At 37.2% G+C, this 14,029-nt stretch carries 14 protein-coding genes; 5 read left to right on the top strand and 9 right to left on the bottom strand.

The annotated features are described in order from the left end of the window. Positions 1–37: 37 nt before the first annotated feature. Genes CDL10_RS04905 through CDL10_RS04895 form a run of 3 tightly spaced genes read right to left on the bottom strand, consistent with a single transcriptional unit; the run spans position 38 to position 1,638 of the window. The gene (locus tag CDL10_RS04905; protein ID WP_100677504.1) at positions 38–679 is read right to left on the bottom strand and encodes a rhomboid family intramembrane serine protease; all 642 of its coding nucleotides are present in this window, start codon (positions 677–679) and stop codon (positions 38–40) included. Then, complete coding sequence (locus CDL10_RS04900) at positions 676–1,326, bottom strand: DedA family protein (protein WP_100677503.1); 651 nt, start codon at positions 1,324–1,326, stop codon at positions 676–678. Before CDL10_RS04900 ends, CDL10_RS04905 begins: the two co-directional genes overlap by 4 nt. Positions 1,327–1,332: 6 nt before the next feature. Next, complete coding sequence (locus CDL10_RS04895; protein ID WP_100677502.1) at positions 1,333–1,638, bottom strand: rhodanese-like domain-containing protein; 306 nt, start codon at positions 1,636–1,638, stop codon at positions 1,333–1,335. 367 nt (positions 1,639–2,005) lie between these two features. Between CDL10_RS04895 and CDL10_RS04890 the strand changes: the two genes are divergently transcribed. Together CDL10_RS04890 and CDL10_RS04885 are read left to right on the top strand one after the other, a co-directional pair. Then, positions 2,006–3,112, top strand: coding sequence for an MBL fold metallo-hydrolase (locus CDL10_RS04890; RefSeq protein WP_243389293.1), 1,107 nt, complete (start codon positions 2,006–2,008; stop codon positions 3,110–3,112). Positions 3,113–3,518: 406 nt separating this feature from the next. Further along, positions 3,519–3,770, top strand: a complete 252-nt coding sequence (locus tag CDL10_RS04885) for a type B 50S ribosomal protein L31 (RefSeq protein ID WP_100677501.1) — start codon at positions 3,519–3,521, stop codon at positions 3,768–3,770. 61 nt (positions 3,771–3,831) lie between these two features. Here the strand turns inward: CDL10_RS04885 and CDL10_RS04880 are convergent, their stop codons facing one another. After that, a complete protein-coding gene (locus CDL10_RS04880; protein ID WP_207760137.1) occupies positions 3,832–4,401 on the bottom strand; it encodes a C40 family peptidase in 570 nt (189 codons plus the stop codon). Next, on the bottom strand, positions 4,388–6,268 hold the full coding sequence (locus CDL10_RS04875; protein ID WP_100677500.1) for a DUF349 domain-containing protein: 1,881 nt from the start codon (positions 6,266–6,268) through the stop codon (positions 4,388–4,390). The genes CDL10_RS04880 and CDL10_RS04875 overlap by 14 nt, the downstream gene beginning before the upstream one ends. 140 nt (positions 6,269–6,408) lie before the next feature. Here CDL10_RS04875 and CDL10_RS04870 point away from each other — a divergent pair, with 140 nt between their 5' ends. Further along, positions 6,409–7,065, top strand: a complete 657-nt coding sequence (locus tag CDL10_RS04870) for an HAD family hydrolase (RefSeq protein WP_100677499.1) — start codon at positions 6,409–6,411, stop codon at positions 7,063–7,065. A gap of 22 nt (positions 7,066–7,087) precedes the next feature. Here the strand turns inward: CDL10_RS04870 and CDL10_RS04865 are convergent, their stop codons facing one another. The 4 genes from CDL10_RS04865 to fahA form a co-directional block, all read right to left on the bottom strand. Next, entirely contained in the window at positions 7,088–8,851 is a 1,764-nt protein-coding gene (locus CDL10_RS04865) for a T9SS type A sorting domain-containing protein (protein ID WP_165772984.1), read from the bottom strand. A gap of 63 nt (positions 8,852–8,914) precedes the next feature. After that, positions 8,915–9,355, bottom strand: coding sequence for a hypothetical protein (locus CDL10_RS04860; RefSeq protein WP_100677497.1), 441 nt, complete (start codon positions 9,353–9,355; stop codon positions 8,915–8,917). Between the two features lie 111 nt (positions 9,356–9,466). Beyond that, positions 9,467–9,832: a hypothetical protein gene (locus CDL10_RS04855; RefSeq protein WP_133119455.1), complete on the bottom strand. Its 366-nt coding sequence runs from the start codon at positions 9,830–9,832 to the stop codon at positions 9,467–9,469. 174 nt (positions 9,833–10,006) lie between these two features. Next, positions 10,007–11,296 carry a fumarylacetoacetase gene (gene fahA / locus CDL10_RS04850; RefSeq protein ID WP_100677495.1) on the bottom strand — a complete coding sequence of 430 codons (1,290 nt, stop codon included), beginning with the start codon at positions 11,294–11,296 and terminating at the stop codon, positions 10,007–10,009. A gap of 115 nt (positions 11,297–11,411) precedes the next feature. Here fahA and glyA point away from each other — a divergent pair, with 115 nt between their 5' ends. Next, positions 11,412–12,686 (top strand): serine hydroxymethyltransferase, encoded by a 1,275-nt coding sequence (glyA, locus tag CDL10_RS04845; RefSeq protein WP_100677494.1) that lies wholly within the window; start codon positions 11,412–11,414, stop codon positions 12,684–12,686. A 95-nt stretch (positions 12,687–12,781) separates the two neighbouring features. Continuing rightward, a complete protein-coding gene (locus tag CDL10_RS04840; RefSeq protein ID WP_100677493.1) occupies positions 12,782–13,960 on the top strand; it encodes a carboxypeptidase-like regulatory domain-containing protein in 1,179 nt (392 codons plus the stop codon). Positions 13,961–14,029: the final 69 nt, after the last annotated feature.

Genomic DNA, 14,029 nt, shown 5'->3' with positions numbered 1-14,029 from the left:
TATAACAACTAATAAAGAAAATTAACGAAAATTTAGTTTATTTTTTTTGTAAAAATAAGAAAAATAAAATTATCGGAACAAGCATCAGGAGGATAATGAAATAATTATCCAGCATTAAATTAATGTCAAATAATATAGTGGTTATCAACCCACCGACAGCTCCGCCGATGTGAGCAGAATGCCCAATCATTCCGAGCTGCTTTTTCATTCCGTATAGTGAATAAAGCATATATCCTATGGCAAAGATATAAGCCGGAATCGGGATAGGAATAAAAAATAAGTACAATGACATTTCAGGGTAAATAGCAATACTGCCATACACAATCCCGGTTACTGCTCCGGAGGCTCCGATAGCGGAATAGTTGGGTTCGTTCTGATGTTGTTTTAATGTGAACAGATTTCCTGCTAATAGGCTGATAAAGTATATAACCAGAAAAATAACATAACCGAAATAACCAATAATTATCGGTGCGAATATATACAAAGTCAGCATATTGAAAATCAAATGAGTAACGTCGGCATGAAGAAATGCTGATGAAATCATGCGAATTCTTTCGCCTTGCTGAATTTTCCCGATATGAAACATATATTTCGAGAAAAAAGCCCGGTCATTAAACCCTTTGTAGCTGACAATTACATTGACTGCAATCAGCAGGATAATTATCAAATCAGTGGTCATGCTACCTGCTTACTTTTTCTCCATTCTTTCCATACCGAAAAGATTATCGGAACAATGGAAATAAAGATAATTAACAAAATTACTTTAGAAAAATTGTCTTTAATCAGCGGAATATTTCCAAGGAAAAAACCTGCCAGAGTTATCCCTACGACCCACAAGATAGCTCCGAAAATATTATAACTGATAAAAGTAGAGTAATTCATTCTGCCGATTCCCGCAACAAACGGAGCTAAGGTTCTTACAATCGGTACAAAACGGGCAATAACAATAGTTTTACTACCATATTTGTTATAGAAATCATGCGTTTTCTCAATATGTTGTGGCTGAACTGGTTTTTTGCCGAATATTTTAAAATTCAGCATACGGTTGCCGATGTTTTTTCCGATAGAGTAATTGAGGCTGTCGCCTGTTATGGCTGCGACAAGCAACAAGGCGATTACAATCCAGATGTTGAGACTTTCAGGGTATTGTGCTGCCAACATTCCGGCTGCGAAAAGCAACGAATCGCCGGGTAGGAAAGGCATAACAACCAGGCCGGTTTCTACAAAAATAATAAGAAACAAAATGGCGTAAATCCAAATGCCGTAATTTGCCAGAAGTTCCGCCAGATGCACATCTATATGCAGAATAAAATCAATTAAATCCATAGAGTTTTACTTAACAGGACCTTCCCATTCCGTAATTCCACCTACTAAGTTGTAGGTTTTTTCAAAGCCTAATTGTTGCATAATCATACAAGCCTGACCGCTTCGTCCGCCTGATTTGCAATATACATAGTAACTTTTGTTTTTATCTAACTTTTCTAACTCGTCCAAAAAGCCCTGACCTTGGTAAAAATCAAAGTTAATGGAATTCGGAATAGCTTTTTCTTCCACTTCTTCCTCGGTGCGAACGTCCAGAATCACAGCTTCTGAATCATTATTTGCCTGTTCCCACCATATATTTTGTTCTAAATCCATAGTTGATTGTTTAAAATGATGTCAAATTTCCACTGCAAATATACATAAACGCAACGAGAAAATTTTAAACTGGCAAGCTCTAAAATATATATTTTGTGAAATCAGTAAAATGTTTCCATTCTTTCGCAATTTGTTTACATTATGAAAAGATAATCATATCCGATTTTCCTTTGTAGATAAAGACGCATTCCGGAATCAACCGGAAAAGCATTGGTGTAATTCTTTTAACAAAATTATAAAAAGTAGCTCCCTGATTGGAGGTTGTTTTTGTGTATTTTAGCGGAGTGTAATGCAGATAGCACGGATTTATGCAAAAAAATCGATGACAATCTATGTGATTTGCAGGAAAACAAAAACAAAAAGAAAAATGAAAATATTCAAAAAAATGATAATAGGAATTATAAGCGTAATCGTTGTTCTCGTAATCGGCGGACTACTTTTTATGCAACACCCGATGTTTGGTAAATTACCCAAAGGCGAACGATTGGAACGTATCAAACAATCGCCTAACTATAAAGACGGAGTTTTTAAAAATCAATCGCCTACGAAGATGCTAATAAGCGATAAGTCAAGAATCCGGGTGTTTTGGGATTTTTTGTTTACCAAAGTAGAAGATTTGAATCCGTCCAAAGACATTCCGTCTGTTAAAACCGACTTGAAAAACCTGAATCCCGATGAAGACGTTTTGGTCTGGTTAGGTCATTCTTCCTTATATATGCAGATTGAAGGCAAAAAAATCGCTTTTGACCCGGTATTGGTTTCCGCTTCTCCCGTTCCTTTTGTGAACAAGGCATTTGCCGGAGCCAACAATTATCAGCCCGACGATTTGCCCGATTTGGATTATCTCATCATCACGCACGACCATTGGGACCACCTTGATTATAAAACGATGCTTAACCTGAAAAACCGAACGCAAAAAATCATTTGTCCGTTGGGTGTCGGGGTACATTTTGAACATTGGGGATTTGATGTTTCTAAAATTATTGAATTGGATTGGAACGATGCTACTCAGTTAGAAAGCCTGAAAATTACCGCACTACCTGCACGGCATTTTTCGGGTAGAGGGTTGAACTCTAACCATTCGCTTTGGGCAGGGTATATGTTGCAAAGTCCTTCTTTTGGGAATATTTATGTATCGGGCGACACGGGTTATGATACACATTTCCAAAAAATTAAAGAACAATTCGGTGTAATTGATTTCGCCATTATGGAAAACGGACAGTACAACGAAGAGTGGAAATACATTCACATGATTCCTGAAGATTTGGTTAAAGCGATTGAAGAATTGCAGCCCAAAAAACTGATGACCGTTCACAACTCAAAATTTGCTTTGGGAATGCATTCTTGGTACGAACCGTTGGACAAAATTGTTGATACTGCTGAAGAACATTCATTTAACCTGATTACCCCGATGATTGGTGAACCGGTTATGCTAAACGACAGTACACAAGTATTTAAGAAGTGGTGGAAATAAAAAAGTAAAGTATTACTTTTATGAATTCATTACTTCAGTCAATTGTTTTCGGATTACAGGATATGGAAATGACCCAATTGGCACCTAAACGATACTCAACGCCAAACTGATTACAGTAGAATATGACGTAACCGAATTTAGACAGATTTTGAAAGGCGTTGTAAAGCCTTTGCAAATTGGGGAATTGAATACCGAAATGCTTTGAAGGAGGAATAGGTTGGTTGACAGGTAAAAATGATTAAAAAATTAATTCATAGCCTATTGCAGATAATTAAAAAAGTTGTAAGTTTGCAGTCTGAATAATTTAAAAAAAGAAAAATTAAAAAGTTATTTGCTGTTTACACCTTTTTGGGCAGCCGAAAAGCTTCGGGGTAGCAAATAGCCATAACGATTAAAACATTTTATCATGAGAAAAGGTATTCATCCGGAAAATTACAGATTAGTAGCGTTTAAAGATATGTCTAACGAAGACATTTTTATTACAAAATCAACAGTAGATACAAAAGAAACTATCGAAGTTGATGGGGTAGAATACCCGCTTTGTAAAATGGAGATTTCGCGTACGTCACACCCGTACTACACAGGTAAATCTAAATTAATTGATACGGCAGGTCGTATTGATAAATTCAAAAACAAATACGCTAAATTCAAAAAATAATTTTCTTCTTCGAAGAAGAAAGCACCATACAAAAAAGACCTTTCATTCCGAAAGGTCTTTTTTAATTTACGTAACCGTACTTAACCAGATATTTCTCGAACCAAGGGTCTGATAATTTTGAAATAATCACGCCTTTGCTTGATGAAACATGAACAAAGCGGTCGTTTTTCAAATAAATGCCTACATGGTCAATCCGTTTTTTTCCGAATGAGAAGAAAACCAAATCACCTTCTTTAAGCTTATGCTTCTTGGTGGGTTTGATTTCTTTTGCCATATCCGCTGAGGTTCTCGGCAGATTAATTTGGTAGATTTCCCGGTAAAGATTTCCGGCAAATGCCGAACAATCTATTCCGGATTTAGAATTTCCGCCGAGGCGATGTTTCACACCGAGCCAGTCATTAATATAGTTGTAGAGATTGATTTGCGTGATTTCATTCGGGCTCACTTCCAGTTTTTTGGCAAACTCATGCTGAATCTGCCCGGTAGTTGTTCCCGAAACCGATGAGTCTGCTGGTTTGGAAGTTGTTCGGGTAGCTGAACAACCTGCCAGCACACTAAGCAGCACAAAACTCATCAACAGTTTTAAGAAAACAGAAAAACCGGTTTCCCGGTTTTTTTTATTCTGACTCATTGTTCGCATTTTTAAGATACTCGAGTTTTTCTTTCCAAAGTTTCAGTTCTTCTTTGTGACGCTCAATATTTTTATTGATTTCTTTCATCAAAGGATTGTTTTTGTCTGCCCCGGAAATAAACATCATGTTATTTTCCAGCTGCATAATATCTGACTGAACTTCATCGACCTTGCGTTGTAGGAAAGTAAATTCTTTCTGAATGCGTCGTTGGTCTTTTTCTTCCATCATGTTAGCCACTCTGTTGGTAAACTTAACCAGCTCGCCCTCTTTTTTGCCCATACTCAGTTTGTCGAAGAAAGTATCGAGCATACGGTTGAATTTTCCTTCAATATGACGGCGGGTGTGCGGCACTTTTCCGAGCGATTTCCAATGAGCGATATGTTGCTTGATCGCGTCTAAATCAGCATTGTGGTCGCCGGTCATTTCAAACGATTTCAACTCTTCCAGGTAATCTTTTTTCTTATTGAAATTATCCATTTCTTCGCCCATCGCCTTGTTTTTTATGGAATGGTATCTGTCGAAATAAGCATTACAGGTTTCTTTGAATTCTTTCCAGATTTCGTCAGAGTTTTTTCTTGGAACGTGACCTATCTTTTTCCAGTCTTCCTGAATCTGAATCATCATTGGCGTCACGCGTTCAAAGTCATCACTGTCTTTCAGCTCGCGTGCTTTGTCAATCAACGCTCGTTTTTTGAATAGATTTTCATGCTGTTCCTTTTTGATGTTTTTATAGAATTCGTTCTTTTGTTTATTGAAATTTCGGGTGACAGATTTAAATTTATCCCAAACTTCCTGATTGTTTTCCTGAGGAACTCTGCCTATACCGAAAAATTTCTCTCTCAACGTATTAATTGCCTTAATGGATTTTTGCCAATGGCTGTGCAGTTTATTCTGTGAATAATCCAAACGCTCTATTTCGTCGATGATATTGAGTTTTTGAGTCAGATTTTCTTTTTCTCTTTCTCTGTACTGCTCGTAATAAGCATCTTTTTTATCATGTAGTTGTTTGGTAATATCACTGAATTTCTGCCAGATTTCTTCTCTGATTTCGCGATCAACCGGGCCGGTTTCCTCTTTCCAGATTCTGTGTAAAAGCTGTAACTCTCTGAATGCTTGAGGGATATTTGTTTCGTTTAGCAAATTCTCTGCTTGCTCAATCAATTTTTGTTTTTGTTCGAGATTGTGTTTGAAATCCAAATCACGGGCTTCTCTGTCGAGATGCAACTGGTCGTAAAAACGCTCCATATGGAAATGAAAATCATTCCATACGATATTGTATTTGTCACGCGGAATTGCTCCGGCATTTTTCCAACGTTCTCTGATGTCCTGAATATCTTTTAACGCTGCGTTGTAGTTGCTGGTATTATCAATAAGTGCTTTGAGTTCCTCGATGATTTCCTCCCGACTCTTTAAGTTGTCTTTGAGTTGTTTTTCAATAGATTTATATTGGTTTTGCCGGGCAGATTTGTAGTTGTTATAAACCTCCTCGAAACTATGTTTTATCGGATAGTCAGACTGAAAATCCTGCTCTTCAGCGTCCGGGTTTTCATGGAAAAATAATTCTTTTTTACTCTCTACCCAATCGTTGTATTTGTCATAAAAGTTTTTACGGATTTCTTCCGCTTCGTCTTTAATGAGGATAGGTTTGTGGTTTTGCATTAATTTTTTCAGCGTTTCCACCAATTCGTCCATCGACAGAGATTCAAGGTTCAGGCTTTCTACCGAAGCGTCTTCGCCCAAAGAAATTTCTTCACTTTGTTCCGCATTAGACTCATTAATCGATTCTATGGCATCGACTTCTTTTTTGATTTCTTGTTCGTTTCCTTCTGCAATTTGCTGCAGGTTGTCATTCTTTTCTTCTAACATTACAATGGTGTTAATGGATTAAAATTTCCCTAAAGATAAATATATTCAATAAAAATACAAAAACTCTGATTTAAAAAACATATAAAAATATATTTTTGTTCCAAAACCCTGTGAATTGGCGTATATTTGCAATAAAAATCATGGTAAAAACCGTAATTTTTGACATGGACGGTGTGATTGTCGATACCGAGCCGGTACACAAATATGCTTATTTCAGACATTTTGAAGAATTGCGTATAGATGTTTCCGACGAACTGTATGCGAGCTTTACAGGTAATTCTACTAAAAATGTTTATCAGAAAATCAAAGATATTTACGGTATAGGAGGTGAGGTCAATGATTTGGTATTGCGAAAAAGAGCCTTGTTTAACGATGCTTTCGACACTAAACCTGATTTGAGTTTGATTTCAGGTGTTGAACGGTTAATTGAAGATTTACACCAAAATGAGATAGAACTGATTTTGGCATCATCGGCATCGAAAAGCACGATTTCAAGGGTTTTCAATCGTTTTGAATTAGACAGATTCTTTTCACACAAAGTCAGTGGCGAAGATTTTCCAAAGTCCAAACCCGACCCGGCGATATTTCTGCATGCAGCATCGCTTTCAAAAAACACCAAAGATGATTGTATTATTATCGAAGACAGCACCAGTGGAGTGAAAGCTGCCTGTGCTTCCGGGATTTTCTGTGTGGGGTATATTAGCGAAAATTCCAAATATCAGAATCTGGAAGGAGCGTCTTGCATCGTCCACGATTTTAACGAGATAAATGCTGATTTTATCCGGAGGGTTAAATAGAAAACTTTTCGTATTAACTAACTTATTTTTTCATTATTCGATAGGTCTGTTTGTCTGTTGTGTTAGAAATAGTTAATAAATACACACCTGAAACTAAAGAATTAATATCTACCGAAACTATTTCGCTGGTATTAATTGGTTGTTGAAAAACCCGTTGCCCTTGCATATCGTAGATGTCAATTTTAGTAAAACCTTCGATTTCTCCGGTGAGGTGCAAAACATTCTCGGCAGGATTGGGATAAATACTGATTTTCTTTTTGTCGAAAGTACCGCTACTTACAGGTTCGGTACTAAAGTAGGTATAAACCAAGCCGCCATAAGTTGAGCTACCTTCTTCGTCTAGTTCAAGCAGATTACCTTGTGTAATAAAATTCTCAGCATTGGAGTTACCACTGGTTTGCTCTACAGAGTAATAACCATTTTCTGCCGGAAAAATAGCTAGTGAAGCATCATCGCCCTCAAAGCCGTAGTAGCTCGAATACAACACCGTACTACCATCATTAGCCAATAGTAAATGATAGGAGTCATTATTATTGGCGGTAACCATGTTTTTCTCTGTTTGGTAAGCATCTTCGGTAGTGACACTTGCGGTGCTGTTGGTTTGACCAAAGAGCCAGATATTGCCATCGGAGTTGATACTTGCTATTCTTCTATGATCTAAATGGGTACCCGATTTAAAAACATTGTTGAAAAGATAGGTTCTCCATAACAGTTCTGAGCCGTCACTATTTAACCTGCCAATTAAGCCAACATAGCTGCTCGTGTTCATTAGCTCATCAATAAAAGCCCCTTCTGTTGCTTCATTTTCTAATGAAGATGAGCCATGTACTTGTATTATATATATATCATTTTCAAACACTTCCACAGTTCTTATAGACTCGTCGTAGTAAGTTCCCCAAGCTCTGGTACCATCAAAGTTAAATTTATTAACAAAACCACTTGTTAGAAATTCTCCATTTACATTGGTATTTGGAGCCATTTGGTATGCCCCCTCGGTACTAAAGTAAGAGTAGTTAGTGACTGGTACACCTGAAAAAAAATCAGTAGATATAACAAATCCCGCAACAATAATTCCGTTGGGCGTTGCTTTGATGCTTCTTATGCCTGTATAGTGCATACCAAAAAAAGTACTCCATTGGTAAGCTCCATTACTATCCAACTTTGTTAGTGTTGAAGTTTTGTTGGTTCCGAGTAAAAAGTCTTCAGGATTAGCTGTAGATTGAAAAGGAGCATTTTCAATTATTTCATCATTGTTTTTATAAGAAATAAAATATACATTATTATCTGCATCAGTGGTAATGGTTGAACCGGTGTATTCCTCACTACCGTAAAAAAAGTCTATATAAGTACACCATTGTAATTCGCCGGTTGCTGAGTATTTGGCCAAAAAGCCATTTTTGGGTACAGGGTCGGTAGGTATTTGGTTAAAATCAAATTCGGTGCGGTAAGCACCAAGGGTGGTAAAGTTTTCTGTTTCACTGGTATTCCCACCAATATACCAACTTCCGTCCTCAGCCCGGTGTTTGTTATAAATTTGAGTCGTTTCCGGCGAGCCAATTTCAATAAAGGTTTGAGTTGTCGATTCGGGTAACTGCAAAGCATTAATTTTATTGTTTTCCCCGCTATCTATATAATAAACAATTCCGTCATATATAGATATACCGTAAATCCAATTACTTTCTACCTTCCTATTTTCTTTCACACCCCAAATGTGGTGGTAGGAGGATTGAGAAAGAGCAGAAGTTAAATAAAAAAAAGTTAAAATAAATATATAGTTGTATTTCATAATAGGTGTCATTTTAAGAATCTACTATAAGCACAAGTTGTTTGCCTCATAGTAGATTCTTTTTTATAAATTATCTGTAAATTCAAAATAATGAATGTCGTTGTACCATACATAGAACATTTCATAAGGTTCTCCAGGAGGAGTGTGATAAGTCCCTGTTTCTGAATGAGGTCCATTACCTCCCAAGTTACCATTGTAACCAAAACCATCATCATATCCGCCTTTCAATCTGAATTTCATATATTGAAATTTGAATCTATTAGGTGTATTTCCTACTGGAGGTAAAGGTAAGGTCGCAATGGGTAAATTAGATGTTTGCCCAGGACCTTGTAATACATTTCCTGCAAAAGGCCATACATTTAAGAAAGGGAATTGTAAATTACTAGTTAGCCCATCTGAGATATGAAATACTGTTCCTCCCGGAATTAACAATTCACATGAATCGAAAGGAACATCGTTTACATATACATAATTTACGCCATTTATCGTACTGGTTTGAATCATTTGGATACAAAGATAAGTATAACAGTGGTTATTAATAACAAGCTGTGTTGCGTTAGCATTAAGTATAGTACCTAACACTAATCCTAAAGATAAAAATAACTTTTTCATAATTTATTTGTTTTTGATAAGTTCAATAAATCTAATAAAACCGAGGTAAGTGGTTCTTTCCTCTTCGGTAGTAAGGTCTTCGGGTATTTTCGTGTTCTCCGGCAAGCCATGCACTTTGAGTAAGGCTTTAGCTTCGGTAAATAATAAATTGGCTTTTTCAGAATCGGTTAATTGTTTTCCGGAACGGGATATTTCTTTAAGTTTGTTCTGAAAATTCTTTACTTCAACAAGTTCGTCTTGTTTTGCACTTTTGGTTGAATAGCTGGTTGTTGTTTCTTGTTGCTCATTGGTTGGAACATCTTCGCTGCAACCAAAAACTACAAATAGCATAGCAAACACAGTTAAACTCATGTACTTTTTTGTTTTCATAATGTCTAATATTTGAATTTCAGCCAACAATGTAGCAAAAATATTTTAACTTAACAAATAATAACAAAAAAATAAACGTAAAATAGTTTTATGGATAATATTTGAATAAAAAAATCCAAAAAGATTTATCACTAAACCTTTTCGGATTTTTTGAAAATAAATATGGTTACGAAATTACTTCACAAATGGGTCAGCCGGAAGTAGTTTGGAAGAAACTTCTCCAAAACCAATTCGTACTTTTCCGTTTTGGCAATAACCACGCATGATTACGGTGTCGTTATCTTCAATGAAAGTTCGTTTTTCTCCGTTATTAAGTTCTAGCGGCTTTTGTCCGCCCCATGTCAATTCAAGTAGTGAGCCAAAGCTGTCTTGTGTTTGTCCTGAAATCGTTCCTGACCCCATCAAATCTCCGGCATTGATTTTACAACCATTCACAGCGTGGTGTGCGAGTTGTTGACTCATTGTCCAGTACATGTATTTGAAATTAGAAACACAAATAGTGCTGTCATTTCCGTTTTCAGGCTGGATAATTACCTCCAGGTTAATGTCAAACGCATGATTGCCGGTTTGTTGCAAATAAGGCAACGGTTGAGGGTTTTCTTGTTTTGGACTTTCGCAACGGAAAGGCTCCAAAGCATCTAAAGTAACTACCCAGCATGAGATAGACGAAGCGAAATTTTTTGCCAGAAACGGTCCGAGCGGCACATATTCCCATGCCTGAATATCTCTGGCACTCCAGTCGTTGAGCAATACCATTCCAAAGATGTAATCCTCAGCTTCTTCGACTGGAATTCTGTCTCCGAGTTTGTTGGCATCTGTAGTAATAAAAGCGGTTTCGAGCTCAAAATCTACTCTTTTTGAAGGGCCAAAAACAGGTTGCTTTTCGCTTTTTGGCAAAGTTTGTCCGGTAGGTCGTTTAACCGCTACACCCGATGGTACAATTGATGAGCTTCTGCCGTGATAACCAACCGGAATGTGTAACCAGTTAGGTAACAAAGCATTTTCAGGATCTCTGAATAGCTTACCGACATTCGTAGCGTGTTCTCTGCTGGAATAAAAGTCGGTATAATCGCCGATGATAACCGGCAACTGCATTTCTACTTCTTCAATCGGGAATAAAACCACTTCTTTCTGCGATTCGTTGTCTCTTAATTCGGAATTGTCGTGCCGGAAAATTTCTGAAATTCTGTTCCGCACCAACCGCCATGTTTTTTTACCTAATGTGATAAAATCATTCAAAGAATCTTGTAAAAACACATCATCGTGTAAATCAATACCGTCAAAATAGCCTAATTGATGTAATGCACTCAGGTCGATAGCCTGATTTCCGATTCGTGTGCCTATGGTAATCACATCATCTTTGGTCAAAAAAACACCAAAAGGAATGTTTTGAATAGGAAAATCGCTGTTGGGTTCTACGTCTATCCAGGATTTAAGTTCCGGATTGTTAGCGTGAATAATCATATAAAAATTGATTTTAAAAGGGTTCTACAATTATTTTAGTCAAATATATCATTAAAGACTTATTTTAACAAACCAATTTCGTAAATTTGAATTCATTTTAACGAAATATTAGACCATGCAACACGATAAGGAAATTTTTGACTTAATTGCAGACGAAAAAGAACGTCAGATTCAGGGGTTGGAACTTATTGCTTCTGAGAACTTTGTGAGTGAACAGGTCATGCAGGCAGCAGGTTCTGTTTTGACGAATAAATATGCCGAAGGTTATCCGAATAAAAGATATTACGGCGGTTGTGAAGTTGTTGATATCGCAGAGCAACTCGCTATCGACAGGGCAAAGGCTTTGTTCGGGGCGGAATATGTGAATGTACAGCCACACTCGGGCTCGCAGGCAAATACAGCGGTTTATGCGGCAGTATTGAATCCCGGCGACAAAATTTTAGGTTTTGATTTATCCCACGGAGGACATCTTACACACGGTTCGCCAGTAAATTTTTCCGGAAAATTATACAATCCGGTGTTTTATGGCGTGAACAAAGAAACCGGAAGGCTGGATTATGACCACATTGCGGAAGTAGCTCAAAGAGAACAACCTAAGTTAATCATTGCCGGAGCATCAGCCTATTCCAGAGATATGGATTTTAAACGATTCAGGGAAATAGCCGACAGTGTTGGGGCGATATTGATGGCAGACATTTCGCACCCTGCCGGATTGATTGCTAAAGGAATTTTGAATGACCCACTACCTCACTGTCATATCGTAACGACAACAACGCACAAAACCCTCCGCGGACCGAGAGGCGGAATGATTATGATGGGCAAAGACTTCGAGAATCCGTTTGGAATAAAATCTCCGAAAGGCGAATTGAGAATGATGTCTGCATTATTGGATAGTGCTGTTTTTCCGGGTAATCAGGGAGGTCCTTTGATGCATATTATTGCAGCCAAAGCGGTAGCTTTCGGCGAAGCTCTTTCTGATGAGTTTTTCCATTACATTTTACAAGTAAAGAAAAATGCACAGGCAATGGCAGAAGCTTTTGTAAAAAGAGGCTATGATATTATTTCGGGCGGAACAGATAATCACATGATGCTTATTGATTTACGAAATAAAAACATTACCGGAAAAGATGCGGAAAAAACTTTGGGCAAAGCCGATATTACTGTAAACAAGAATATGGTACCGTTTGACGACAAATCGCCATTTGTAACTTCAGGTATCAGAGTGGGAACAGCTGCAATAACAACCAGAGGTTTGAAAGAAAATGATATGGAAACCATCGTTGATTTCATCGACAGAGCTATTCAAAATCACGATAATGACGATGCTTTAGAACAAATCGCTGAGGAAGTTACCGAAATGATGAGTGATAAACCACTATTCATGCAATAATAAATTTGACCAATTATAGAAAAGAGCCGATTTCGGCTCTTTTTTTGTAACATTTAGGCTTATAAGGCAACTAATCAGTTGTAAATAAGAAAATAATGAAAAAAATATTACTCTTTGTTTTGTTGGTTGTTTCGCCGTTTGTGGTAGCACAAAATGTGTTATATAAAGGTGTGGTAAAAGATTTTGAAACTGACAGTCCGGTGCCGTATGTGAGTATTACTGCCAAAGGGAGCAACAGCAGTACGGTAACTAATATTGACGGGAAATTCCAGATTTGGGTCAGTCCGGATACCAAAGAATTGACTTTTTCTCATTTGAGTTACAAACTAAAAAGTCTTTCGTTGAATAGTAAAAACAGAGAGAGTTTAACTATCTATCTGGATATAGCTGCTTATGAACTGGAGGAATTGCTAATTCCCAACCGACCGATAAAAGATATTATTCTGGAAGTATTGGATAATTCACAAAAACAGTTTTCTAACGATGTGGTTTTAAACACTTATTACCGCGAAATGCTCACGATTAATAACGAAATCAATACTTTCGGCGATGGAATGCTCGATTTTTATTACAAAGACAAAAAAGAAAGTGATATTATTGTGAACCAAAGCCGGTTTGCCCGTTTCAAATCAGAAGAATTTAAGGCTTATGAGGCCTCACCATTGACTTTGCATTTATTAAATATGCAGGAATTGGTTACCGATGCTTTTCAGTTTACAACGATGCGAAAGATTGTCAAAGAAAAAGAATATGGTTTGAGTCTTACACAGAAAACCGGAGCAGACGGAAGAACACTTACTATACTGCATTTTGAACCTGAATCGAATGCGAAAAAAGTTGCTTTGAAAGGAACAATGGTATATGATGAAGAAAAGAAATTGGTGCTGGATATAGAAATGAGTATTCACCCGGATTTTATAGAAAATCTGACTATGAGAAACAGGGTTTTCTTTCGGTTCAAGCCGAATAATGTGGTGCGGAAAACCATTTTCAATATAGACGGAAATCGTTATTATCTGTCTTATAAAATGGGTAGAATCCACGGAACAGTTGAGCGGGAAACCGAACGTTTTTATGCTGGCGGAAATTATGAATTAGTTATTGTTGATACCAAAATGGGTAATCTACAGCCTAACCCTGATTTGATTTACCATGAGCCTACACTCGAACGATTAGGGAAAAATTACACCACGCCTTATTGGAAAGAACACAACACATTGGTGCTGTCTGAAAAAGAAAAAGCCGTACTCGGACGACTTAATGAAGTGGAATGATTTTTTACCACGCGAAGTAATAGTTTTTTTATGATGAGTTAGTTAACGATTTGATATGCAGTAAATTTC

Source organism: Avrilella dinanensis (assembly GCF_002807015.1).
GTDB classification, from domain to species: Bacteria; Bacteroidota; Bacteroidia; order Flavobacteriales; family Flavobacteriaceae; genus Flavobacterium; species Flavobacterium dinanensis.
This window is presented reverse-complemented; position numbering and strand designations above follow the sequence as displayed.